This is a genomic window from Dorea sp. AGR2135 (assembly GCF_000420885.1).
GTDB classification, from domain to species: Bacteria; Bacillota; Clostridia; order Lachnospirales; family Lachnospiraceae; genus Dorea; species Dorea formicigenerans.
The window spans coordinates 1-25,223 of the sequence record NZ_ATVU01000029.1 but is presented as its reverse complement, the minus strand read 5'-3'; the positions used below and the strand labels follow the sequence as shown (position 1 = coordinate 25,223).

Genomic DNA, 25,223 nt, shown 5'->3' with positions numbered 1-25,223 from the left:
TGTGAAAGACATGTCCGCAGGATTTTGAAAGCAGTTTTTATACAATGAAAAAAGAAGGAGAAATTGATATGGCGTTATTGGAAGTGAAAAATGTAAAGAAAATATATACGACTCGTTTTGGGGGCAATAAAGTAGAGGCACTTCGTGATGTGAATTTTTCAGTAGAGCCGGGAGAATATGTGGCAATCATGGGAGAGTCTGGTTCTGGTAAAAGTACCCTGTTAAATATTCTGGCACAGCTTGACTGCCCGACAAGTGGCAAGGTCATTTTAAAGGGAAGAGATTTAAGTACGATTAAGGAAAAGGAAATGTCTGCATTTCGTCGTCAGAATCTTGGATTTGTATTTCAGGATTTTCATTTGTTAGATACATTTACACTGAAAGATAACATTTTTCTGCCACTGGTTCTGTCCGGAAGAAGATATGAAGAAATGGAACAGCGCCTTGCGCCGATCGCGAGGCATCTTGGTATTGAAAAAATTCTGGAAAAATACCCGTACGAAGTGTCTGGTGGACAGAAGCAACGTGTGGCAGTGGCAAGAGCGCTGATTATCAAGCCGCAGATTGTTCTGGCAGATGAGCCGACCGGAGCACTGGATTCCAAGGCAGCGCAGGAACTTCTTCGCTTGTTTTCTTCTGTGAACCATGATGGACAGACAATTCTCATGGTCACTCACAGTGTGAAAGCTGCCAGTAGTGCAAATCGCGTGATGTTCATTAAAGATGGTGAGGTATTCCATCAGTTGTACCGTGGCAATCTGACTGATGAACAGATGTATCAGAAAATTTCTGACACACTGACTGTTCTCGAAGCAGGAGGTGAGCGCGTTGAGTAGCAAAATCTATGGAAAACTTGCAATCACCAATCTGAAAAACAATCGTAAGACGTATGTTCCATACATTTTAATGGCAGTACTTTCTGTTATGATGTACTACATTGTTGGTGGTATGGCACAGGGAAATAACGGGCTAAGTAAAGATGTGAAAATGATTATGGACTATATGAATAGACTGCTGATGATCTTTTCTGTAATTTTTCTATTCTATACGAACAGTTTCCTGATTAAGCGAAGAAAGCGGGAAATCGGGATTTACAATATTCTTGGTATGGGAAAAGGACATATTGCAAAAATGCTTGCGATTGAGGCGGTGATTACTGCATTTATCAGTATTTTCGGTGGTATACTCTTAGGTATTGTATTTGGAAAGCTGATGTATCTTGTACTTGGAAAACTTTTACATTATGATATCAGTGTGAAATTTACGGTAGAGATTCCAGTGCTGGAGAAGACATTTGCATTTTTTATGGCAATTTTCGTATTGATTCTTCTTTATAATTTGCTTCAGATCCGCATCGTCAGTCCGGTAGAGCTTCTGCATGGGAGCAATCAAGGAGAGCGTGAGCCAAAGACAAAGTGGCTTCTGGCGATCGTGGGAGCGATTTTGCTTGGAACCGGATATTACATTGCACAAACGACCGGAAATCCACTGGATGCGATGACAAAATTTTTCTTCGCAGTTGTCTGCGTCGTGCTCGGAACTTATGGTCTGTTTATTGCAGGAAGTATCGCAGTCCTGAAAATGTTAAAGAAAAATAAAAAATATTATTACCAGGCAAAACATTTTACGGCAGTATCCGGCATGGTTTACCGCATGAAACAAAACGCAGTGGGGCTCGCAAACATTTGCATCTTAAGTACGATGGTACTGATTATGGTGTCCACTACCGTTTGCCTTTATGTGGGTATGAATGACATTATCAGCGCCAGATATCCACGAGAGTGCGAGGTGACCATTTACAGAACAAATGCACAGACAGAAGAAAAAGTGCATACGATCATTGAGGAAATTATAAGAAAAAATAATACGAAGGCTGAAAATGAACGTATTTATCATTCGGGAGCACTGACCGGTTATCTGGATGGAAATAAGATGATTCTGGATCCTGATAAATATTATTCAGACAAAACGTCAAGTTCAATTGTGCTGATTCCACTTGCAGACTATAACCGTCTGGAAGAAAAAAATGAGACATTAAATGATGGAGAAGTACTTCTTTTCTCTACTCAGACAAAAAGTTACGGACAGAATGAAATTTATTTAGATGATACAAAATTTCATGTAAAAAAAGAATTGGACAAATCAAAATTAGATGAGAAAAATAACGATAAAGATATTCCAATTACTTACATGATTATGAAAGACGAAGAACAGATTCTGAATATTTTAAAACAGACTTATGAAAAAAGTACACAGAATGATGAAACAAAAGCAAGCCTGATGACAATGACTTATTATGAGACTTTCGATATGAAAGGTTCCAGCGAATTAAAAAAGAACGTAGAACAACAAATCAGAACAGCACTGAGTGAGCAAGTTCCAGAAACTTTCTGCTCCTGTAGCGGAAGACAAATTAGCAAAGACTCCTTTTACGAATTGTATGGCAGCCTCTTCTTCATGGGCATGTATCTCGGCTTCATGTTCCTCATGGTAACAGTACTCATTATTTACTACAAACAGATTTCCGAAGGTTACGACGACAAAGGCCGTTACAAGATTATGCAGCAAGTTGGCATGGATAAACAAGAAGTAAAAAAATCCATTCGAAGCCAGGTGCTAATGATCTTCTTCCTGCCACTTGTTATGGCAATCATTCATGTGGCAGCAGCCTTCAAAGTCATTACAAAACTACTGGCAATGTGTTACATGACAAACATCACATTATTTATTGAATGCACAATAGCAACAATTATAGTCTTTGCAGTGATTTATTGTATTGTATTTATGTTGACAGAACGAGAATATTATAGAATAGTAAAATAGTTTAGAAAAAGAAACAATTCAAAAAGGGACAGGTTAAAGTTCAATTGGGGACGGGGGTTTTTCAAAAAAACCCCGTCCCCAATTGAATTGTATTAGAATTGTTCCAACAATTTTAATAGATGTGTATTATCTTCTGGATTCATTATGCAGAACCGGATATATTCGCCATCTAAACTTTTGAATGATGAGCAGTCACGGATCATCATTCTTTCTTTTATGGCTGCCTCGAAAATATCAAATGAAGTTAAACTTTCTTTTAAGATGCGTACAAGTATGAAGTTGGCATAAGGCTTATATGCTTTGAAAGCCGGCATGTTTTGTATAGCCATGTACATGCGGTCGCGTTCGGAGCAGATAAGCTGTCTTGTTGTTTGTTGGTAGGTGTTGTCTTTGAACATGCGCTCACCGGCATAGGCTGCGACGCTGTTTAAGCTCCACGGGTTCTGGTGAATAAGCAGTGCTTCTAAAAATTCATGATTGCTTGTGATACCGTAGCCGAAGCGCAGTCCCGGTGCTGCGTAGAATTTGGATACACCGCGGATCACCATTACATTATCGAATTCATCAGTCAGTGAAATGGCAGTAATTTCCGCTATGTCTGGAGCAAATTCAACATAAGTTTCGTCGATCATGACGAAGATATTATGTTCGTTACAGAAGGTTAAAATATGTTTCATATCACGATTCTTAATTGCGGAGGATGTCGGGTTGTTCGGATTGCACAGAATCAGCAGGTCAACATCCTCTGCCATAGACGCGAAGAAGTCTTCCAAATCTAACTGGAAATTTAAATCTTCTTTCAAGTTATATTCGGTGATTGTGCCTCCAGTGAGGGCAAGCTCGCGTTCATACTCGGAATAAGTTGGTCCTACAACAAGAGCTTTTTTTGCCTGCCGCTGACTAATGAGCAGAGAAATTAACTCTGTTGATCCATTTCCTACAACAATATGTTCAGGGGAAATGTGACAGTATTCTCCGATAGTTTTCTTAAGTGAAGTGTAGTTCCGATCCGGGTAGGAGGAAATAATATCTAGATGCCCTGCCAGATCATTTTTTACAGATTCGGACAGTCCAAGAGGGTTCACGTTGGCACCGAATTTAATGATGCCGGGAATTTCGGATGCCGGAATGTGGTAATATGCAGCGATTTTTTCCAGATCACTGCCGTGAAATTCAGGTCTTTGATTCTTTTTATCCATAAATACTCTAAATACTCCTTTCATGGTATTGCCATTCAGGACAAAACAATGCTATAATTCATTATAGTATGTTTTCAGAAAAATGCAACGAAAGAAGCAGGTGTAGGACTTGAAAAACAAAATCCAGAAATTTTCGAAAGGGAACTTCCGGACCGGTCGTCCAGAAGTTATATTTGAAGAAACGAATCTGGTTCTGATAATCGGTGAAGGGGAAGTATACCGGGGGAGTTTCATAATTAAAAGTGAGAATGAACATGTGATACGGGGCTTAGTTTACCCGTCTTCTTTTCGTGTTAAGCTCAAGGATTCCGGATTTGAAGGAAATCCGGCAAGAGTGGAATTCACATATGATGGGCGTGGTTTAAAACCAGGACACGTAGAAGAAGGTAAATTCACAGTTGTATGTACCGGTGGAGAATATGAACTGTCATTTACGGCAATCATAGAGAAACCTTACGTGATGACCACCTATGGCAAGGTACAGAGTACAGATGATTTCAGAAAGCTGGCAGTAAAAGATTATTCTGAGGCGGCAAGACTATTCCGCTCCAGAGATTTTTATGCCATTTTAAAATATGAGAATGAACGTATCTTTTATCTCTATGATAATATGCGCAAATGGTCACTGGAAGAGCAGGCAATGGAAGAATTTCTTGTAGGAATTAAGCAGAAGGAATGTATTTTCCTGACACTTCCTGGAGAAGGAATGCTCTTTGAGGATATTTTGGAGTCTACAAAAGGTGTTGTGACTCTGATGAAAAATACATGGGGTTATGTGCCAATCCACATTGAGACGGAAGGGCGTTTCTTAAAGGTGTCCAGACAGGAGATTTCTACAGAAGATTTTGTAGGTAATAACTATGAAGTTGAATACTTTGTACGCCCGGAATTCCTTCATGTAGGACGTAATTACGGCGTAATCCGTTTCCAGACTCCATATGAGACGTTAAGCTATGAAGTAGAAGTGCTGCAGAATCAGGAATATGATGAGAATCACCATGTGCCGGAGCTTTTGATTGCTCAGATATTGAAAGAATATATCGGATTTGTGGCCGGACGAATTGACTTGAAGACATGGGTGGACAGCGCAGTGGAAAAAATGATTGCGGTTCGAAGAATTGAGACGCAGAGCGAATTATATCAACTTGTGCAGGCACATATTTACATGCTTGGTGACCGTATCGAAGAAGCAAAATGGATTCTTGAAAATTACAATTATAATCGTTTTGCCATTGGTAAAGACCCGATCACGAATTGTTATTATCTCTTTCTGACAGCTCAGATCCGGGATAATAAAGCGCATACAGACCGTGTGCTGGATGAATTGGAGAAGACGTATATCCGGCATCAGGATTCATGGCTTCTGCTCTATATGATCATCCAGATGGATCCAAAGTACAAGAATCCATATAAGAAGCTGGAAGTTCTGGAACAGCAGTATGAGTATGGGACAGAGGACGTGTTATTTTATCTGGAGGCATATCTGTGCTACCAGGAGAAGCCGATTCTTCTTCGAAAACTTGGAGAATTTGAACTTCTGGTACTGACATTTGCATCAAAATACCGTCTTATGACGAAGGAACTGGCCCTTTATGTAGCGAATTTTGCCAGCCAGCAGAAGACATTTAATGAGCGGGTTTATCGGATTTTAAAGCGCCTCTATAACATGTACGAAGAGCCGATGATTCTGAATACAATCTGTACTCTTCTGATCAAAGGAAATAAGACATCATCGGAATATTTTCTATGGTATCAGAAAGCAGTGGAGGAAGATTTTCGGATTGCCAGACTTTATGAGTATTATATGATTGCCATGGACGAGACACGTATGCGCGGACCGCTTCCACGGAAAATTTATTTGTATTTTATGCATGGTAATACACTGGATTACCGGAAAGAAGCATTTTTATATGCAAATCTTCTGACTTACAGTGATGATCAGGCAATGTTCTTAAATTACCGTGAGCAGATTGTGACATTTACATGGGAGCAGCTCATGAAACGCCATATTACAGAGGCATTGAAGATTCTTTATAAACGTTTCTGCCTGCCAGAGGAAATGGACGAGAAACGAATGAAAGCTATGAGAGATATTTGCTATTCTTATGAGGTTTCCACGAAAGTGCCACATATGCGCTGCGTTCTTGTCGTTGAAAAAGATGGTGCCGTCAGGCAACGTATCCCGTATGACGAAGAGACCGGTGCAATCATTCAGCTCTACGATAAAGAATCCCGAATTGTGTGGGAGTCCATGGATGGCAGATATTACACAGATTCTATTGCTTACGAGACAAAACGGTTATTTTACGAACCGAGATTCATGGAAATGTGTAAGAAATATGAGGACGAGGCCGGTATGTGGAAGAAGACTGGCGAGGTCGTGGAAGTGACTTTTGACACGTTACGGGAAAGTGGACTGACCGGTGCAGATGAGAGAAAGGTCTTTCGCCTTTGCAGCGAAAAAATCCGCGAGGAAGATTCGGGAGAAGATGCATTTCTCCTTTATCTGACATTTGAAATGTTCAAGAAACAGCAATATGATAAGGCGACGCTGACATATCTGGGTGAATATTTCTGTGGTTCAACAAGAGATATGAAACGTCTTTGGAAAGTTATGCGGGAATATGAGATTCCGTCCTATAAAGTAGCAGAGCGTATTATTACGCAGATGCTGTTCTCGGAAAATATTTTTGATGAAGAGAAAATTTTCGAAGATTATTATCTGTCTGACACAGCATATTTCCGGCTGAAACAGGCATATCTTGCATTTGTTTCCAGAGAGTATATTCTCTATGGAAGAGAACTTGAAACATGCGTATTTCGTATTATTGCCAGAGAATGTGACCAGAAAGAAGAACTTCCGGATGTCTGCAAAGTGGCACTTTTATGTTATTATGCGGGCAGTGATTACCCGGCAGACATAGAAGCCGTCCTGCATCAGCTCTTACGGGAAATGTGTGAAAAACAGATTATTTTTCCAGCGTACATGAAATACAAGGAAGAGTGGCTTCGTGAAGTGCAGCTTTATGATAAGACTATAGTTTCTTATCAGGCAAAAGAAGGAAGTAAAGTAAAATTGTTCTATAAAATCAAGGGTTCCGGTAAGAAAACACTTGGTTATCATTCAGAGATGCTTGTTCCGGTATTTGAGAATCTGTATGTGAAACAGTTTGTACTCTATGCAGATGAGGAACTGGATTATTATATCCAGGAGTCTGATGGAAAAGAGAACACAAATACAGAAAAGCAGATTATCAGAAATGATCATGCAATTTCAGCTGGGCGTTTCGGAAGAATCAACGCCATGGTCCAGATGACACCGGCAAACCGTAACAAGGCTATGATGGAGTATGAAGAAGAGGATATACTTGCAAAAAAAATGTTCAAACTTTACGAATAAATACAACAAAAAGAGAAAGGAGGAATGGTAATGAAAAGAGGTTGTGTGATTGGCTATGACATCAATGAGAAGGGCTGCCAGATCAGCTATTATGACGACTCTATGGAAGAGCCGGATACAATGATGGCTTCGTCCAATAATTACCTGATTCCTCTTGTATTGGGATATTTTAAAGACCGCTGGGTATTTGGAAAAGAGGCAAAAAGACTGGCGGTCGTAGGGGAAGACTGCACGGAGACGGACCTTTATGGAAAGGCAAAGCGCCGCGAGAAAGTAAGCCTTGCCGGCAAGACTTATGATGCAGTGTGGCTCCTTGCAAAATACATCAGTCTGACACTTCAGGATTTTGAAAATATTCAGTATCTGACATTTACAACTCCGGAGACGGACGTGGATATGGCGAAGATGCTCAAAGGGATCGGCCAACATATTGGCGTAGACAAGGAAATCATCAATGTTCAGGATTATAAAGAAAGCTTTTGCCAGTATATGATTTTTCAGCCAAAAGAACTATGGCAGTATGAATCTGCACTGTTCTATTGTGATGAAGATCGAATCAAGGCATATATGCTTCGAAGGCTCCGAGTGGATGCAAGCCACGGCATGAATTCATTTGTGACAGTCGATGAAGTGGCAAATGCCCAGAGAAAGGAACTGGAAGCGCTTTATCCGATTATGAATAAGGAAAAGAGCCCGGACGAAAGTTTCAAGTCTATGATTGAAAATGTGTTCGAAAAAAAGGTTATTTCTTCGGTATATTTAACAGGAGAAGGATTTGAGAAGAACTGGTACCCGAATTCTCTCCGGGTGCTTTGTAACGGCAGACGTGCCTTTATGGGAAATAATCTTTACAGCAAGGGAGCCTGCTATAAATCTATCCGGAAATGCGAGCCAAATGATGACGGACCGATTTATTTAGATGAGACAAAACTGACAGAGAGGATTTGTCTGCGTATGCGTGTGGATGGTCAGGAGGGGTGGTATCCGCTTGTGACATGGGGAACGCATTGGTATGAAGCAGATGGACAGTGGGAAGTGCTCCTGGAGGACGCTTCTGATATTGAAATTTTAGTGGAAAGTCTGGTAGACGAAGAAGTGCAGGTGGAGAAAGTATCACTGGAAGGTCTTCCGAAGAGAACAGATTATTCTTTAAGACTTCAAGTAGAGGCTATGTTTTTAGATGAACGTACCTGTAAATTGACATTTCACGATGTGGGATTTGGTGAATTCTTCACCCCGACAGATTTCCGGGTGGAGAAGACAATTCAGTTAGGAGGAATCAATGGGCAGTTTAATTCTATGTCATAGTAAACGTGCAAAGCGCCCGTACGAGATTTCCCGGGTGCATATGCGAATTTATACAATTGAAGAATTATGTTATTATCTGTGTAATAATTTGTATTTAATTGATTATACAATTATGAACCGGAGACTGTGTGACTGGTTGGAAGACGAACTTGGTCTTGCAAAAATGGCAGAGGATCTGCGCCGTGATCTGGATCAGAATGCGACATTAGAAGAGTTCGTACTTACAATATTGAAAGGATCTGTGATTTATGCACCATCAGAGATCGTGAAGATTCAGAATCTTTTGGAACAGCTGAAAAACCAAAGAGATGTAGAACGTGCGAAGTATAAGGCGGACAGTTTAATGAAATCAGGAGAATATGAGTCTGCGATTTTGGTATATCAATCCATTTTAAGTCAGGACTGGGATGAGTCCGTGAATAAAAAATTCTATGGAAAAATATACGGCTGTCTCGGCAGCGCTTATGGATACCTGTTTCTTTATAAAGAAGCAGCGCTGATGTTTAAGGAGGCTTATAGCATCTGTGAGAAAGAAGATATGCTGAAAGCATATATTTATTGCTGCTATCGGGGACTTTCGGAAAAAGATTATGTAAAAATGTTATCCGGGAATTCGATGTTTCTTTCAATGTCTGCAAAGATTAAAGCAGAGATGGAGGAAGCAAAGAAGGAAAATGATCTGGATTTTTCTGATGAAAAGCTGATTACGTGGAAAAGCGAGAACCGCAGGATTGACAAGAAGTCCTGAATATGTTACTATAACAAAGCGATTTAGCGTGGTAAAGTAATCAATTGGTAAATTGATAAAAGATCACACCGCATCGCAAAGCAATAGGAGATTCGAAAGAAAAAGGTATTTCTCGAGGTTAAATTCGAATCGGGATTTGCGAAAAAGCTTTGAGTTCAGGAGGATAATAAAAAGATGAAAAAGAGAGCTGCACTTTTAGTTGCACTTTCACTGGCAGTTGTTACGGTTCTTGCCGGCTGTGGTGGAAAGGACAGTAGTAAATCGGCAGATTCAAAAGATTCTGCAACTACATTTGAAGAAAAAAAAGAAGGAGATACATTTACGGTAGGATTCGATCAGGATTTTCCACCGATGGGTTTTGTAGGAGACGACGGTGAGTATACAGGATTTGATTTAGAACTGGCCAAGGAAGTATGTGACCGCAATGGCTGGGAATTCCATCCGGAACCGATTGCCTGGGATTCTAAAGATGCACTTTTGAAATCCGGAGAGATTGACTGTATCTGGAACGGATTTACCATGAATGGAAGAGAAGATGAATATACATGGTCAGAGCCTTATCTTGATAATCAGCAGGTATTTGTCGTAAGAGCAGATTCTGGAATCAATTCCGAAAAGGATCTTGCAGGAAAGACTGTTGATGTACAGACAGATTCTTCCGCAGAGGCAGCATTAAAAGATAATACAGAACTTAGCTCTACATTTTCAACAGAGATCATTCCGGATTACAATACAGGATTTATGAATCTGGAATCAGGAGCTGTTGATGCTGTCGCAATGGATATTGTAGTAGCAAAGTATCAGATTGAATCACGTTCTGCAGAATTTAAGATTCTCGATTATGAAATTGCTTCTGAGCAGTACGGAGTTGGATTTGCAAAAGGAAATGATGCTGTAAAAGATCAGGTTCAGAAGACGCTGGAAGAGATGGCGGCAGACGGAACACTTGCAAAGATTTCTACAAAATGGTTTGGCGAAGATATCACAACAATTGGAAAATAAATAAACAGACTAACTGGAAAGACCGGGTCGTCCTGAAAACGGGTGGCCCGTTTTTCTTGAAAAGCGATGACAATGATTCGCGAGGAGGAATTTTGGTATGGCAACATCAGTCATGTTACAAAAATTAGGAGAAGGAATGGTTACGTCACTGTGGATATTTGCAGTGACATTGATATTTTCTCTGCCGTTAGGACTTTTGATCTCTTTTGGCAGAATGTCAAAGAATAAGATTATCAGTACAATTTTTAAACTTTATATATCAGTGATGAGAGGAACTCCGCTGATGCTTCAGCTTATGGTGATCTATTTTGGACCGTTTTATATTTTTGGTGTACAGATTTCCCAGTCCTGGAAGAATATGGCTGTGGCAATTGGATTTGTACTGAACTATGCAGCATATTTTGCAGAAATTTATCGCGGGGGAATTGAGTCTATGCCGCAAGGACAGTATGAAGCTGCCAAGATACTTGGATACACAAAGGCTCAGACGTTCATAAGAATTATTCTTCCGCAGGTCATCAAACGAATCCTTCCGGCAATTACAAATGAGACCATTACACTTGTAAAGGATACATCTCTTGCATTTACAATCGGTGTGACAGAGATGTTTACGATGGCAAAAGCACTTGCTTCCGGCCAGGTATCTATGCTCCCATATGCATTTGCGGCTCTGTTCTATTACATACTGAATCTTGTGGTTGCATTTATTATGGAACGGATTGAGAAGAAAATGAATTATTATCGGTAGGAGGAAAAGTCATGAGTCTTCTGGAAATAAAAAATGTGAAGAAAAATTTTGGAGGAGTGGAAGTATTAAAAGACATTTCTCTAAAAGTAGATAAAGGAGAAGTACTTGGAATTATCGGGCCATCCGGTTCCGGAAAATCTACACTTCTTCGTTGCGCAACAGGACTTGAGACACCGGATGATGGAGAAATCAATTATGATGGAACATTTGGACTTGTGTTTCAGAATTTCAATTTGTTTCCACATTATTCGGTTATGAAGAATATCACAGATGCACCGCTTCGTGTGCAAAAGAGAAAGAAAGAGGAAGTGTACAAAGAGGCGAGAGAGCTGCTTGCGAAGATGGGACTTTCTGATAAGGAAAACGCTTATCCGTATCAGCTTTCGGGTGGGCAGCAGCAGAGAGTATCGATCGCCCGTGCACTTGCTATGAATCCGGATATTCTGTTTTTTGATGAACCGACCTCAGCATTGGATCCGGAGCTTACCGGCGAGATTCTGAAAGTCATCAAAGATCTGGCTGCAGAGCACATGACAATGGTGATCGTTACACATGAAATGAATTTTGCAAAAAATGTTTCAGATCATGTAATTTTCATGGATAACGGTTATATTGCTGTGGAAGGAACGCCGGAGGAAGTATTTGGTTCTTCTAACGAAAGAATGAAAGAATTCCTTGGAAAATTTAGCGAAAACTAATAAATGTGGTCTTAATATTAATAATGCTAATAAATAAACCAAAATAAAAATAATGACTGAGTAAGACTTAAGGGCAGGTGGGGCAATTGCATTTCCATCTGCCTTGTATTATACTTAAAAACATCTGATGACTGATAGGAAGAAGGAGTTACATTCATGAGCAACTATGAGAAGATAACAACAGGTATGGGTGAAGAATGTGGTGTATTCGGAGCATATGATATGGATGGAGGAGATGTAGCACCATCTGTATATTATGGTTTATTTGCTTTGCAGCACAGAGGACAGGAAAGCTGTGGAATTGCAGTGACAGACACTTACGGAGAGCGCAAAGTTCATTCGAAGAAGGGGCTTGGTCTTGTAAACGAAGTGTTTGATGAGGAAGCCTTAGAAGGGTTGAAAGGTAATCTTGGTGTCGGACATGTCCGTTATTCAACTGCAGGGGCAACGAAGGTAGAGAATGCTATGCCACTTGTTCTGAACTATGTGAAAGGTACTCTGGCAATTGCCCATAATGGTAATCTGACAAATGCTGTGGAGCTTCGTCATGAACTGGAATATACAGGAGCGATTTTCCAGACGACCATTGACTCAGAAGTAATCGCGTATCATATTGCAAGAGAACGACTGAAGACGGAAAAAGCAGAGGAAGCTGTCCGTAATGCCATGCAAAAGATAGAAGGTGCTTACGCACTGGTTGTGATTTCTCCAAGAAAAATGATTGGAGCGAGAGATCCGTTCGGACTACGTCCGCTTTGTATCGGAAAAAGAGACAATACATATTTTCTTGCATCAGAGAGCTGTGCAATCGCAGCAGTAGGCGGCGAATTTGTAAGAGATGTAGAACCGGGTGAGATTGTAAGCTTTACAAAGAATGGCATTACATCAGATAAATCTATGGCAATCTCTCCTAAGAAGCAGGCGAGATGTATTTTTGAGTATATTTATTTCGCTAGAACGGACAGTACAATTGATAAAGTTAATGTTTACCATTCTAGAATTACGGCAGGAAAAGCATTGGCACAGTCTTATCCGGTGGAGGCAGATCTTGTAGTTGGTGTGCCGGATTCCGGTCTGGTAGCTGCAAAAGGATATTCAGAAGAGTCGGGAATACCTTATGGTATGGCTTTTCATAAGAATAGTTATGTGGGAAGAACATTTATCAAACCAAAGCAGAGCCAGAGGGAGAGCAGTGTTAAGATTAAACTAAATGTTATCGAGGAAGTAGTAAAAGGAAAGAGAATTGTCATGGTCGATGATTCTATCGTACGTGGTACAACCTGTGCGAATATTATAAAAATGCTGAAAAAGGCAGGAGCAACAGAAGTTCATGTAAGAATTAGTTCTCCACCGTTTTTACATCCTTGTTATTTTGGAACGGATGTACCGTCCAATGATCAGCTTATTGCACATTCTCATACGACGGAGGAAATCCGCGAGATGATCGGTGCTGACTCACTGGGGTATATGGAAATCGATAAGTTGAAAGATATGGTCGGAGAACTGGCGTATTGTGATGCATGCTTTACTGGAAATTATCCGATGAAAGTTCCGACAGAGGACATTTCTCATGCATTTGATTAATTGTGAAATGTGATTTTTTATTAAATGTGTTGATAGCAGGAGAAAGTATCCTGTATAATGATAATGTAGAAATAATATGTGAAGAAATCACTTAAATGTGGTATATCAGGGAGGAAGAAAAATGAGCTACGATAGATATGTAAGCCCGCTTTCAGAGCGCTACGCAAGTAAGGAGATGCAGTATGTATTTTCAACGGATAAAAAGTTTAAGACGTGGAGAAGGCTCTGGATCGCTCTGGCAGAGACAGAAAAAGCACTGGGACTGTCCATTACGCAGGAGCAGATCGATGAACTGAAAGCTCACGCAGAAGATATCAATTATGAGGTGGCAAAAGAACGTGAGAAAGTTGTGCGCCACGATGTAATGTCTCACGTGTATGCATATGGACAGCAGTGTCCGAAGGCGAAAGGAATTATTCATCTGGGAGCAACTTCATGCTATGTAGGAGATAATACAGATATTATTGTAATGTCTGAGGCACTTGAAATTGTAAGAAAAAAACTGATAAATGTTATTGCAGAACTTGCAAAATTCGCGAATACTTATAAAAGTCAGCCGACACTTGCCTTTACACATTTTCAGCCGGCACAGCCAACAACGGTTGGAAAGCGTGCAACACTTTGGATGCAGGAATTTCTGATGGATCTTCAGGATCTGGAATATGTAAAAAGTACATTAAAGCTTCTTGGATCTAAGGGAACGACCGGAACTCAGGCAAGCTTTTTGGAACTTTTTGATGGAGATCAGGAAAAAATCGATCAGATTGATCCGATGATCGCAAAGAAGCTTGGGTTCGAAGCGTGTTATCCGGTATCAGGACAGACTTATTCCAGAAAAGTTGATACAAGAGTACTGAATGTACTGGCGGGAATTGCAGCCAGTGCACACAAATTTTCCAATGATATTCGCCTGCTCCAGCATTTGAAAGAAGTAGAGGAACCGTTTGAGAAGACACAGATAGGATCATCTGCTATGGCATACAAGAGAAATCCGATGAGAAGTGAGCGTATTGCATCTCTTTCCAGATATGTGATGATTGATGCACTTAATCCTGCGATCACATCTGCAACACAGTGGTTCGAGAGAACACTTGATGATTCTGCAAATAAGAGACTCAGCGTTCCAGAAGGATTCCTTGCAATTGACGGTATCCTGGATCTTTGTCTGAATGTTGTAGATGGACTGGTTGTATATCCGAAGGTTATTGAGAAACGGCTAATGTCTGAACTTCCGTTCATGGCAACTGAGAATATTATGATGGATGCAGTAAAAGCAGGCGGAGACAGACAGGAACTCCATGAGAGAATCCGTGAGCTTTCTATGGAGGCCGGACGTAATGTGAAGGAAAAAGGTCTGGATAACAACTTGCTTGACCTGATTGCAGCAGATCCGGCATTTGGTCTGAATGAGGAAGAGTTAAAGAAGACGATGGATCCGGCAAAATATGTTGGACGCGCGCCGCTTCAGGTGGAAAATTTCCTGAAAAAAGTTGTGGATCCAGTTCTGGAAGCTAACAAAGATGTGCTTGGCATGACAGCAGAAATTAATGTATAAATATACAAAAAAATGTATTAAGAAGCGAGGAAACTCGCTTCTTTTTTAGCCCATTTTTGCGAATTGTCAAAATTAATCACTGTTTATATTAAAATTGGTTGCAAATTTTATGTTAATAAATTATAATTCTTAGTAAAGAAAGTTAGCAAGTTACAAACAACTTCGCAAAACTTCAAAATGTAACGAATGATGTCTATCTAAAGTGAAAAGGGGGAAACTATATGGAGACATTAAATAACATTGTATTGACAATTCAGAATTACATGTCAAACTACATTTTGGTAATTGCACTTCTTGGAGCAGGACTTTGGTTCTCAATCAGACTTGGTTTTATCCAGGTTCGGGGATTTGGCGAAAGTATGAGAAGAACCTTTGGTGGTCTGTTTAGTAAAAAAGGCGCAGCTGGAAAAGATGGAATGTCATCATTCCAGGCATTGGCAACAGCTATTGCGGCTCAGGTAGGAACTGGTAATATCGCCGGAGCAGCTACCGCACTTGCAATCGGTGGTGCCGGAGCGATTTTCTGGATGTGGATCGCAGCATTCCTTGGAATGGCAACCATTTATGCAGAAGCACTTATGGCACAGAAGTACAAGACAGTTGGTGCAGATGGTCAGGTAACAGGAGGACCGGTATACTACATCAGAGCAGCGTTCAAAGGAACATTCGGAAAAGTACTTGCAGCACTTTTTGCAATCTTAATCACATTAGCACTTGGATTTATGGGTAACGCAGTTCAGTCTAACTCTATCGCAGCAGCTTTCCATACAGCATTTGGTATTCCACAGTGGATTATGGGAGTTGTTGTAGCAGTAATCGCACTCTTTGTATTTGCAGGTGGTATTGAGCGTATCGCGAAAGTTACAGAAACAATCGTACCGCTTATGGCAGCACTTTATATCGTAGGTGCATTGATCGTTATTGTTTACAATTACAAGAATATTCCTTATGCATTTGCATCTATCTTTGTAGGAGCATTTGCACCACAGTCTGTAGTCGGTGGAGCAGCCGGTGCAACTGTTAAGTTAGCTCTTACAAAAGGTGTAGCAAGAGGATTGTTCTCTAATGAAGCTGGTATGGGATCTACGCCGCATGCTCATGCGGTGGCAAAAGTTAATCATCCGGTAGAACAGGGATTTGTGGCTATGGCTGGTGTATTTATTGATACATTTATCGTATTGAACCTGACAGCATTAGTTATCCTGACAACGAAGTCTATTCCAAGTGGAAAGACAGGAGCAGAACTTAGCCAGTATGCATTCTCTACATTATATGGAAAAGGCGGAAATATCTTTATTGCAATTTGCATGTTCTTCTTCGCATTTTCAACAATCATTGGTTGGTATTTCTTCGGTCAGGCCAATGTAAAATACTTATTTGGACCTAAGGCAGTAAAGATTTATTCAGTATTAGCAGCTGCTTGTGTATTCCTTGGATCTCTCGCAGAAGTTGATCTTGTATGGAATATGGCAGATTGCTTCAACTCCTTGATGGTAATCCCGAATATCCTTGCATTGTTTGCGTTAAGCAAGGTGATCAGTCAGGTACATAAAGATTACTTCACCAACTTTAACAAAGCAAAATAAACTAATTAATAGAAAAAACATAAGCTAAGATAGTGTTAAGAAAAGAAGCCCGGCAGAATTAAAACTGCCGGGCTTCTTTAGCGTTAAAAACTGGTTGGTTAATTTAAAATAATAATGCATATATATTCAGAAAATAGCAATTAATGCATTGCAATAAAAGCATATATATAAGAAAATACTAAAATAAACAAAAAATAATCATTGTTTACAGAAAATTCTGTTGAAAAAAAGATTTGTTTCGGTTATACTAAAACTCGAGAAGCACGAATACATTATTACAAATGTCTTTCGAAAAGGAAAAGGGGGTCGTTTTATGGAGACATTAAATAACATTGTATTGACGATTCAGAATTACATGTCAAACTACGTACTGATTATTGCACTGTTAGGTGCGGGCCTTTGGTTCTCGTTCAGACTTGGGTTTATCCAGGTAAGAGGATTTGGCGAAGGAATGAAAAGAACTTTTGGCGGTCTGTTCAGTAAGAAAGGAGAAGCCGGAGCGGATGGAATGTCATCATTCCAGGCATTGGCAACAGCAATTGCAGCACAGGTAGGAACTGGTAATATTGCCGGAGCAGCAACAGCACTTGCAATTGGAGGACCTGGAGCAATCTTCTGGATGTGGATCGCGGCATTCCTTGGAATGGCAACTATCTATGCAGAAGCGATTATGGCACAGAAGTATAAGACAGTCGGAGCAGACGGCCAGGTCACAGGAGGACCGGTTTACTACATAAGAGCAGCATTTAAGGGAACATTTGGAAAAGTCCTAGCTGGAATTTTTGCAATACTGATCACACTGGCACTTGGGTTTATGGGTAATGCCGTACAATCTAACTCTATTGCAGCATCTTTCCATACAGCGTTTGGTGTTCCACAGTGGATTATGGGTCTTGTAGTAGCAGTAATCGCAATTTTCGTATTCATGGGTGGTATGAAACGAATTGCAAAAGTTACGGAGACAATTGTTCCGTTTATGGCAGCATTATATATTGTCGGTTCGTTAATCGTAATTATTTACAACTATAAAAACATTCCTTATGCATTTGCATCTATTTTTATCGGAGCATTTTCACCAAGTTCTGTAGTTGGTGGTGCAGCCGGTGCAACTGTAAAACTTGCTCTTACAAAAGGTGTTGCGAGAGGATTGTTCTCTAACGAAGCTGGTATGGGATCTACACCACATGCACATGCTGTAGCGAAAGTGGACCATCCGGTAGAGCAGGGATTTGTAGCTATGACAGGTGTATTTATTGATACATTTATAGTATTGAACCTAACAGCACTTGTAATATTGACAACAAAATCTATTCCAACTGGAAAAACGGGAGCTGAATTAAGCCAGTATGCATTCTCTACATTATATGGAAAAGGTGGAGATATCTTCGTAGCCATCTGTATGTTCTTCTTCGCATTTTCTACTATTATAGGATGGTATTTCTTTGGTCAGGCCAATATCAAATATTTGTTTGGACCAAAAGCAGTGAAAATCTATTCTGTAGTTGCAGCGGCTTGTGTGTTCCTTGGATCACTTGCAGAAGTTGATCTTGTATGGAATATGGCAGATTGTTTCAATTCTTTGATGGTAGTACCAAATATTCTTGCATTATTTGCGCTGAGTAAAGTAATCAGCCAGGTGCATGAAGATTACTTTAAAAACTTTAAAAAGAAAAATAATTCATAGATGGCGTCAATAAATAATTGAATAATTGATAGTAGAATCAGTAAACTCCAGTTGCAAATAAACTGGAGTTTACTGTGATAAAGCGTTGAATTAAGGGGCGCTAATAAATAAAAGTAGAACATCTTATAATAAAAAGGTAAAATTGTTTGTGAACTAATAGAATATTGTGAAAAACTGAATATATTATTTATAGACAAAACAAATGCAATGGCAATTGTGACCAAAAAGGGACATTGCGAAATGTGCATACTGACTAAAAAAAGAAAGTTATGGCAAAAGGGTTGCAAATAAATTAACAATACGTTATTATAGATACAGGCAATGGGAGATATTCATTGTCTCTATAAAAAATAAAAGTGAATAGCGGGATGATCTTTCTTAAGAGAGAGTCTTTACTAAAGAAGACCGCCGAAGAGGCAAGCCAAGGTATGTTGGTGGACATATCAGGGGTGAAACTTTCAGGCAAAAGGACTGAGAAAGGGACTGCGTTCTGAATCTTGTGTTGAAAAGAAAAGCTATCTAAGAAGGACGGTCAAGACAAAAGACAGAAAGGTGATGCGCACACAATATTGGTGTTGCATCGCCTTTTTTTAATCCTACCGGATAGCTGGGAAGAATGACACAATACTTATTTCATCTATAGTAAGGAATCAAAAATGGAAGGCGGATAAAAAATGAAGAAAGATTACATTATAATAACGAACAATCCATTAGTTCCACAGATGCTTGATGAAGAGCATGAAGTGGATTATAGTGAGATTTCTTATGAGGATGTATTGGGGAAAGTTAGAGACAGGATACACGAAGGACATTTGCTTTTATCACATCCATTATCTGGAAGCGTGAAGCCGAATGAAACACCATATAAGTCGGTTATGATCTCACGTAAAGCCGGAAAACTGGATGAGAGGTCACTGTCAATTATAGAAGGAGCCATAAGATCCTGTGCAAAGTTTGAGTTCAAGTCAGAAAAGTACAGAGAATTCATGCCAGAAACGTTCAAAGACTTCCAGCTAATTGACTGGACCCTGTTACAAAGCGCTATTTCATCCGCAGATGTGTGGTAGGTCGAGTAGCGAGAGGTTGTTAAAGCATTTAGCTTACACAATAATATCAAAATTCTTGAAGGAGGGAACCATAAGTGAGAAGATTGGAAATGGGACACATTTACATTAAGGATATCCAGTTCGCAGCAGAGTCTAAGATCGAAGATGGAATTCTTTATGTAAACAAAGAAGCTGTAGAGGCTGTTGCTCTTGAGGATGAGCACATTAAGAGCGTATCATTTGATATTGCTAGACCAGGTGAGTCAGTGAGAATCACACCGGTTAAAGACGTTATCGAGCCACGTGTAAAGGTTGAAGGAAGAGGAGGAGTCTTCCCGGGAGTAATCAACAAAGTAGATACAGTTGGTGAAGGAAAAACTTATGCATTAAAAGGAATGGCTGTTGTTACAGCTGGTAAGATCGTTGGATTCCAGGAAGGTATCATCGATATGACAGGTGTTGGAGCACAGTATACACCGTTCTCAAAAACATTAAATCTTGTTATGGTATGTGAGCCAGTTGATGACATCAAACAGCATGATTATGAGAAAGCTGTTCGTTTCGCTGGATTCAGAGTTGCTGTATATCTTGGGGAATTAGCACGTGAACTTACACCAGATGAGACAAAGGTTTATGAGACATACGGGGTTATGGAAGGAAAAGAAAAATTCCCAGATCTTCCGAGAGTTGCTTATGTACAGATGTTACAGAGCCAGGGACTTCTTCATGACACATATGTATACGGAGTAGATGCTAAGAAGACACTTTCTACTCTGATGACACCAACAGAGATCATGGACGGAGCTATCGTATCTGGTAACTGTGTATCTGCTTGTGATAAAAACCCAACATATGTTCACGAGAATAACCCGGTTATTCACGATTTATTCGAGGAGCATGGTAAAACTATTAACTTTGTTTGCCACATCCTTACAAATGAGAACGTTTACCTTGCAGACAAGATGCGTTCTTCTGACTGGACAGCAAAACTTTGCCGTTTCTTAGACCTGGATGCTGTAATCGTATCTCAGGAGGGATTCGGTAACCCGGATACAGACCTTATCATGAATACAAAGAAAATTGAGGCTGAAGGCGTTAAGACTGTTATCATTACAGATGAGTATGCTGGACGTGATGGAAAATCTCAGTCACTTGCTGACTCTGATCCGGCTGCAGATGCTGTAGTAACAGGCGGAAATGCTAATGAGCTGATTCACCTTCCAAAACTTGATAAAGTTATCGGAACTTTAGACTATGTTAATGTTATCGCTGGTGCCAGTGACAAGACTCTTCAGGAGGACGGATCTCTTGAAGTTGAGATTCAGTGTATGACTGGTGCAACTAACGAGACAGGATTCAATGTACTGAGTGCACGATAGAAAGGGAGGACGAATCATAATGAGTAAAATTAGAGTTGTACATTATATCAACCAGTTCTTCGCTAATATCGGTGGAGAAGAAAAAGCAGATTACCCTGCAGAGCTTCGCGTAGGAGAGGTCGTAGGACCAGGACTCGCTCTTGCTCAGAAATTTGGAGATGAAGCTGAGATCGTTGCTACAATCGTATGTGGTGACTCTTACTTCAACGAGAATCTTGAAAAAGCTAAAGCTGAGATTCTTGAGATGGTTAAAGGACAGAATGCTGATCTGTTCATCGCTGGACCTGCATTCAACGCAGGACGTTACGGAGTTGCTTGCGGAACAGTTTGCGATATGATCAAAGAGGAGCTTGGAATCCCGGTAGTTACAGGAATGTACGTTGAGAACCCAGGTGCTGATATGTTCAAAGACAAAGTATACATTGTTCCTACAAAGAACAGTGCAGCTGGTATGAGAGATGCAGTTGGAAAATTAGCTCCACTTGCTATGAAACTTGCTAAAGGTGAGAAGATTGGTGCCTCTTGCGAAGACAACTACATGCCAAACGGTATCCGTGTAAACTTATTCGAGGAGAAACGTGGATCAAAACGTGCTGTTGAGATGCTTCTTAAGAAGATTGCTGGTAAGCCATTCGTAACAGAGTTCCCAATGCCGACATTCGACAAGGTTGCTCCAAACCCGGCTATCAAAGATCTTAGCAAAGCTACAATCGCTCTGTGTACATCTGGTGGTATTGTTCCGAAGGGTAATCCAGATCACATCGAGTCATCTAATGCTACAAGATATGGTGAGTATGACATTACAGGTGTTAACGATCTGACAGAGGAGACATACGAGACAGCTCATGGTGGATACGATCCGGTATACGCTAACGAGGATCCTGACCGTGTACTTCCAGTAGACGTTATGCGTGAGTTCGAGCGTGAGGGTGTTATTGGAAAACTTCACAATAAATTCTATACAACAGTTGGTAACGGAACAGCCGTATTATCATCTAAAGCATTCGCTGATGAGTATGCTCAGAAGCTGATCGCTGATGGTGTTGATGCAGTTATCATGACCTCCACTTGAGGTACCTGTACACGTTGCGGTGCAACGATGGTAAAAGCTATTGAAGCTGCAGGACTTCCAGTAGTTCATATGTGTACTGTAACTCCAATTTCTATGACAGTTGGAGCTAACAGAATCGTTCCTACAATTGCTATTCCACATCCGCTTGGAAATCCGGCTCTGGATAAAGATGAGGAGTACGCACTTCGTAAATCCTTAGTTAAGAAAGCTCTTGAAGCTCTTACAACAGAGGTTGATAAACAGACAATTTTTGAGTAAAATTGTGCATTTTATAAAAAATATGCATTTCATTTTTGAAAACTATGTGCTATATTGTATGTAGCGTTATAGAATAAAAATGAAAAAAGGAGAATTTCGTTATGAGCAAAATTTATGACGTAATTGTCCTGGGTGCAGGTCCTGCTGGATTATCAGCAGGACTGTACGCAGGAAGAAGTCGCTTGTCAGTTCTTATTGTTGAGAAAGGACAGGATGGCGGACAGATTTCAATCACAGATGAGATTGAAAACTATCCTGGACAGATTGTAGATCAGCCGGAGTCAGGTCCGTCTCTGATCGCACGTATGACAGAGCAGGCTAAGAAGTTTGGGGCTGAACGTGTATCTGACACAATCAAAGAAGTTTCACTTGAGGGAGATGTAAAAGTCCTCAAAGGTGAAAAAGGTGAGTATCAGGCAAAGAATATTATCATTGCTACAGGTGCTCATGCAAGACCAATCGGCTGCAAGGGTGAGGCAGAGTTCCTTGGAAGAGGAGTTTCTTACTGCGCTACTTGTGACGCTAACTTCTTCGAGGATTTTGAGGTATATGTAGTAGGTGGTGGAGATTCCGCTGTTGAAGAGGCTATGTACCTTACAAAATTCGCTAGAAAAGTTACAATCATTCACAGACGTGATGAGCTGCGTGCAGCAAAATCCATTCAGGAGAAAGCTTTCAAAAACGACAAACTTCACTTTATGTGGGATACAGTTGTTGAGGAAGTTGGAGGAGATGGAATCCTTTCCTGGATGACAGTTAAGAATGTGAAAACTGGAGAAGTTACTAAGATTGAAGCTGACGAAGACGACGGAATGTTCGGAGTATTCGGATTCATCGGTACTATTCCTAATTCTGACATCTTCAAAGGAAGTGTTGAGATGGATGAAAGAGGATATATTCCAACTGATGCGGACATGCATACAAATATCCCAGGCGTATACGCTGCTGGTGATGTACGCGTGAAGAGCCTGAGACAGGTTGTTACTGCTGCAGCTGACGGAGCGATCGCTGCAGTTATGGTAGAGAGAAGCATGGCGTAGAGTATATATTCTATTTCATAAATAAGACTTAAAAGGAGGATTAGACCAATGATAGAAGTAGATAAGAATACGTTCCAGACAGAGGTTCTGGAAGCTGAAGGATATGTATTCGTTGACTTTTTCGGTGACGGATGTGTTCCTTGTGCAGCACTTATGCCAAAGGTACATGAGTTCGCTGACACATATGGAGATAAACTTAAGTTTACATCTCTGAATACAACAAAGGCTCGTCGTCTGGCAATCGGCCAGAAGATTCTTGGCCTTCCGGTTATGGCAATCTACAAAGATGGAGAAAAAGTAGATGAGCTTGTAAAAGATGATTGTACACCGGAGACAATCGAAGCGATGATCAAGAAATACATCTAATAATTAGGTGAGTTCTTTGTCATATATATTTTAATTTATAAACATGTTTTTTACCAAAAGAAAGGAGAAAGCATAATTATGGCTATTTTAGAGGGAAAAAAAGCAATAATTATCGGAGACCGTGATGGAATTCCGGGACCAGCTATCGCTGAGTGCGTAAAAACTGCTGGTGCTGAAGTAGTATTTTCATCTACGGAGTGTTTCGTCTGAACGAGCGCAGGCGCAATGGACTTAGAGAATCAGAAAAGAGTAAAGGATTTCGCTGATGAATACGGCGCAGAGAACTTAGTAGTAGTTCTTGGTGCTGCAGAAGGTGAAGCTGCAGGTCTTGCAGCTGAGACTGTAACAGCAGGAGATCCGACATTCGCAGGTCCATTGACAGGGGTCCAGCTTGGACTCACAGTATATCACGTTTGCGAGCCTGAAATGAAGGCAGAGTTCGATGAGGCAGTTTACGATGAGCAGGTTAGCATGATGGAGATGGTACTCGACGTTGACGATATCGTTAGTGAGATGAGCGCTATCCGTGACGAATACTGTAAATATCTGTAAGATTATTGATCGTAAGTATTAAATATTAAATAATTTGACAAGACGCATATTATGTGAAAATATGTTGTCGTAAAGGGCGGAGTTCACCCCTCCGTCCTTTTGTTAAAGAAAGGTGAAGGTGGAAAACAATGAATAGCGTAATTAAAGGAGCAAGTTATGTCTTAGCACATACTCCTGACATGGTTTTATATAATGGAACAACTCAGACAACAGAGAGAATCGTAAATCCAGATTCAGAGTACTTAAAAGAGGTACCAGAGCATCTTCGTACATATGAGGATTGTGTAGCTTACTGGCCAAACCAGACATACATCGGAAATGTACATCCGGATGAGCTGGCACAGGTAGAGGCTCCATGGTATGACAAGAAGATGGAGAATGCAAGCCGTTATGGAAAATACGGTGAGATCATGCCTGAGGAAGAGTTCTTATTCCTGGTACAGATCAGTGACCAGTTTGAAGTTGTAAAACTGGAGAAGAACTTCGTAGAGAAGTACAAAGGTCAGTTTGCAGCAAACCCGATCATTACAGAAGATATTTCATCCCAGATCGAAGACGGTGTAGAGCTTTCCGAGATCGAGGGGTATGTAAATGATGAGCACGCAGAGGCACTTTACTTCAACCACGAGCTGGTTGGATGTGTAAAACGTGCACATGATATCGATCAGAACTTAAGCGCACACGTAATGCACGAGAACTTAATGAGTAAAGCAACAAGTGTACTTGCTCTTCTTTATGCAGTACGTAACGCAGGAATCGAAAAAGCAGATGTAGAGTATGTTATTGACTGTGCAGAGGAAGCATGTGGAGACATGAACCAGAGAGGCGGCGGTAACTTTGCAAAAGCTGCAGCAGAGGTTGCAGGACTTGTAAGCGCATCAGGATCAGACGCAAGAGGATTCTGTGCAGCACCGACCCATGCACTGATCGAGGCAGCAGCATTAGTAAAATCCGGAGCATACAAGTGTGTAGCAGTAACAGCCGGAGGTTGTACAGCAAAACTTGGAATGAACGGAAAAGACCACATCAAGAAAGGTCTTCCAATCCTTGAGGACTGCCTTGGCGGCTTCTGTGTAATCCTTGCAGAGAACGATGGAGTAAATCCGGAGATCGACCTTAGCATGCTTGGACGCCACAGTGTAGGAACAGGTTCCGCACCACAGAACGTAATCGGA

General features: G+C 40.6%; 20 protein-coding genes and 1 riboswitch. Of the genes, 19 read left to right on the top strand and 1 reads right to left on the bottom strand.

Going from position 1 to position 25,223, the window contains the following annotated elements; genetic code table 11:
- The first annotated feature begins 68 nt into the window (after nt 1-68).
- Together G593_RS0115095 and G593_RS0115090 are read left to right on the top strand one after the other, a co-directional pair.
- The gene (locus G593_RS0115095) at nt 69-836 is read left to right on the top strand and encodes an ABC transporter ATP-binding protein (protein ID WP_005331274.1); all 768 of its coding nucleotides are present in this window, start codon (nt 69-71) and stop codon (nt 834-836) included.
- A complete protein-coding gene (locus G593_RS0115090; RefSeq protein WP_242827111.1) occupies nt 820-2,823 on the top strand; it encodes an FtsX-like permease family protein in 2,004 nt (667 codons plus the stop codon). The genes G593_RS0115095 and G593_RS0115090 overlap by 17 nt, the downstream gene beginning before the upstream one ends.
- Before the next feature lie 92 nt (nt 2,824-2,915).
- Here the strand turns inward: G593_RS0115090 and G593_RS0115085 are convergent, their stop codons facing one another.
- Nucleotides 2,916-4,022, bottom strand: coding sequence for a pyridoxal phosphate-dependent aminotransferase (locus G593_RS0115085; protein ID WP_022279698.1), 1,107 nt, complete (start codon nt 4,020-4,022; stop codon nt 2,916-2,918).
- Between the two features lie 109 nt (nt 4,023-4,131).
- Between G593_RS0115085 and G593_RS0115080 the strand changes: the two genes are divergently transcribed.
- The 17 genes from G593_RS0115080 to grdC form a co-directional block, all read left to right on the top strand.
- Complete coding sequence (locus G593_RS0115080) at nt 4,132-7,422, top strand: DUF5717 family protein (protein ID WP_005342133.1); 3,291 nt, start codon at nt 4,132-4,134, stop codon at nt 7,420-7,422.
- Nucleotides 7,423-7,452: 30 nt separating this feature from the next.
- The gene (locus tag G593_RS0115075) at nt 7,453-8,730 is read left to right on the top strand and encodes a DUF5716 family protein (protein ID WP_029732237.1); all 1,278 of its coding nucleotides are present in this window, start codon (nt 7,453-7,455) and stop codon (nt 8,728-8,730) included.
- Nucleotides 8,705-9,478, top strand: coding sequence for a hypothetical protein (locus G593_RS0115070; RefSeq protein ID WP_029732236.1), 774 nt, complete (start codon nt 8,705-8,707; stop codon nt 9,476-9,478). The genes G593_RS0115075 and G593_RS0115070 overlap by 26 nt, the downstream gene beginning before the upstream one ends.
- A 174-nt stretch (nt 9,479-9,652) precedes the next feature.
- Nucleotides 9,653-10,480 (top strand): amino acid ABC transporter substrate-binding protein, encoded by an 828-nt coding sequence (locus G593_RS0115065; RefSeq protein ID WP_005342127.1) that lies wholly within the window; start codon nt 9,653-9,655, stop codon nt 10,478-10,480.
- A gap of 97 nt (nt 10,481-10,577) precedes the next feature.
- Nucleotides 10,578-11,228 (top strand): amino acid ABC transporter permease, encoded by a 651-nt coding sequence (locus tag G593_RS0115060; RefSeq protein WP_029732235.1) that lies wholly within the window; start codon nt 10,578-10,580, stop codon nt 11,226-11,228.
- Nucleotides 11,229-11,239: 11 nt separating this feature from the next.
- Nucleotides 11,240-11,926 carry an amino acid ABC transporter ATP-binding protein gene (locus G593_RS0115055; protein WP_022279695.1) on the top strand — a complete coding sequence of 229 codons (687 nt, stop codon included), beginning with the start codon at nt 11,240-11,242 and terminating at the stop codon, nt 11,924-11,926.
- A gap of 156 nt (nt 11,927-12,082) precedes the next feature.
- Nucleotides 12,083-13,510: an amidophosphoribosyltransferase gene (purF, locus tag G593_RS0115050; RefSeq protein WP_005342124.1), complete on the top strand. Its 1,428-nt coding sequence runs from the start codon at nt 12,083-12,085 to the stop codon at nt 13,508-13,510.
- Nucleotides 13,511-13,631: 121 nt separating this feature from the next.
- Nucleotides 13,632-15,065 carry an adenylosuccinate lyase gene (purB, locus tag G593_RS0115045; RefSeq protein WP_029732234.1) on the top strand — a complete coding sequence of 478 codons (1,434 nt, stop codon included), beginning with the start codon at nt 13,632-13,634 and terminating at the stop codon, nt 15,063-15,065.
- Nucleotides 15,066-15,286: 221 nt separating this feature from the next.
- Nucleotides 15,287-16,651, top strand: coding sequence for an alanine/glycine:cation symporter family protein (locus G593_RS0115040; RefSeq protein WP_029732233.1), 1,365 nt, complete (start codon nt 15,287-15,289; stop codon nt 16,649-16,651).
- A 313-nt stretch (nt 16,652-16,964) separates the two neighbouring features.
- Nucleotides 16,965-18,335: an alanine/glycine:cation symporter family protein gene (locus G593_RS0115035; RefSeq protein WP_022279692.1), complete on the top strand. Its 1,371-nt coding sequence runs from the start codon at nt 16,965-16,967 to the stop codon at nt 18,333-18,335.
- Nucleotides 18,336-18,704: 369 nt separating this feature from the next.
- A riboswitch (glycine riboswitch) is annotated at nt 18,705-18,819 on the top strand.
- A gap of 190 nt (nt 18,820-19,009) precedes the next feature.
- Complete coding sequence (locus G593_RS0115025) at nt 19,010-19,402, top strand: GrdX family protein (protein WP_005331254.1); 393 nt, start codon at nt 19,010-19,012, stop codon at nt 19,400-19,402.
- Nucleotides 19,403-19,491: 89 nt separating this feature from the next.
- Nucleotides 19,492-20,760 carry a glycine/sarcosine/betaine reductase component B subunit gene (locus tag G593_RS0115020; protein WP_029732232.1) on the top strand — a complete coding sequence of 423 codons (1,269 nt, stop codon included), beginning with the start codon at nt 19,492-19,494 and terminating at the stop codon, nt 20,758-20,760.
- Nucleotides 20,761-20,779: 19 nt separating this feature from the next.
- On the top strand, nt 20,780-22,090 hold the full coding sequence (gene grdB / locus G593_RS0115015; protein WP_081472199.1) for a glycine reductase complex selenoprotein B: 1,311 nt from the start codon (nt 20,780-20,782) through the stop codon (nt 22,088-22,090).
- Between the two features lie 101 nt (nt 22,091-22,191).
- A complete protein-coding gene (gene trxB / locus G593_RS0115005) occupies nt 22,192-23,130 on the top strand; it encodes a thioredoxin-disulfide reductase (RefSeq protein WP_029732231.1) in 939 nt (312 codons plus the stop codon).
- A gap of 48 nt (nt 23,131-23,178) precedes the next feature.
- Nucleotides 23,179-23,496 (top strand): thioredoxin TrxA, encoded by a 318-nt coding sequence (gene trxA, locus G593_RS0115000; RefSeq protein WP_005331244.1) that lies wholly within the window; start codon nt 23,179-23,181, stop codon nt 23,494-23,496.
- A 78-nt stretch (nt 23,497-23,574) separates the two neighbouring features.
- Nucleotides 23,575-24,048 (top strand): glycine/sarcosine/betaine reductase complex selenoprotein A, encoded by a 474-nt coding sequence (gene grdA / locus G593_RS0114990; protein WP_081445653.1) that lies wholly within the window; start codon nt 23,575-23,577, stop codon nt 24,046-24,048.
- 128 nt (nt 24,049-24,176) lie between these two features.
- On the top strand, nt 24,177-25,223 hold a 1,047-nt coding region (grdC, locus tag G593_RS0114985; protein ID WP_029732230.1), incomplete at its 3' end, for a glycine/sarcosine/betaine reductase complex component C subunit beta.

What these genes read in the sequence shown, in the direction of transcription:
- G593_RS0115095 (WP_005331274.1), top strand. Translation starts at nt 69, where the DNA reads ATGGCGTTATTGGAAGTGAAAAATGTAAAGAAAATATATACGACTCGT.
- G593_RS0115085 (WP_022279698.1), bottom strand. Translation starts at nt 4,022, where the DNA reads ATGGATAAAAAGAATCAAAGACCTGAATTTCACGGCAGTGATCTGGAA.
- G593_RS0115075 (WP_029732237.1), top strand. Translation starts at nt 7,453, where the DNA reads ATGAAAAGAGGTTGTGTGATTGGCTATGACATCAATGAGAAGGGCTGC.
- G593_RS0115070 (WP_029732236.1), top strand. Translation starts at nt 8,705, where the DNA reads ATGGGCAGTTTAATTCTATGTCATAGTAAACGTGCAAAGCGCCCGTAC.
- G593_RS0115065 (WP_005342127.1), top strand. Translation starts at nt 9,653, where the DNA reads ATGAAAAAGAGAGCTGCACTTTTAGTTGCACTTTCACTGGCAGTTGTT.
- G593_RS0115060 (WP_029732235.1), top strand. Translation starts at nt 10,578, where the DNA reads ATGGCAACATCAGTCATGTTACAAAAATTAGGAGAAGGAATGGTTACG.
- G593_RS0115055 (WP_022279695.1), top strand. Translation starts at nt 11,240, where the DNA reads ATGAGTCTTCTGGAAATAAAAAATGTGAAGAAAAATTTTGGAGGAGTG.
- purF (WP_005342124.1), top strand. Translation starts at nt 12,083, where the DNA reads ATGAGCAACTATGAGAAGATAACAACAGGTATGGGTGAAGAATGTGGT.
- purB (WP_029732234.1), top strand. Translation starts at nt 13,632, where the DNA reads ATGAGCTACGATAGATATGTAAGCCCGCTTTCAGAGCGCTACGCAAGT.
- G593_RS0115040 (WP_029732233.1), top strand. Translation starts at nt 15,287, where the DNA reads ATGGAGACATTAAATAACATTGTATTGACAATTCAGAATTACATGTCA.
- G593_RS0115035 (WP_022279692.1), top strand. Translation starts at nt 16,965, where the DNA reads ATGGAGACATTAAATAACATTGTATTGACGATTCAGAATTACATGTCA.
- G593_RS0115025 (WP_005331254.1), top strand. Translation starts at nt 19,010, where the DNA reads ATGAAGAAAGATTACATTATAATAACGAACAATCCATTAGTTCCACAG.
- G593_RS0115020 (WP_029732232.1), top strand. Translation starts at nt 19,492, where the DNA reads ATGGGACACATTTACATTAAGGATATCCAGTTCGCAGCAGAGTCTAAG.
- trxB (WP_029732231.1), top strand. Translation starts at nt 22,192, where the DNA reads ATGAGCAAAATTTATGACGTAATTGTCCTGGGTGCAGGTCCTGCTGGA.
- trxA (WP_005331244.1), top strand. Translation starts at nt 23,179, where the DNA reads ATGATAGAAGTAGATAAGAATACGTTCCAGACAGAGGTTCTGGAAGCT.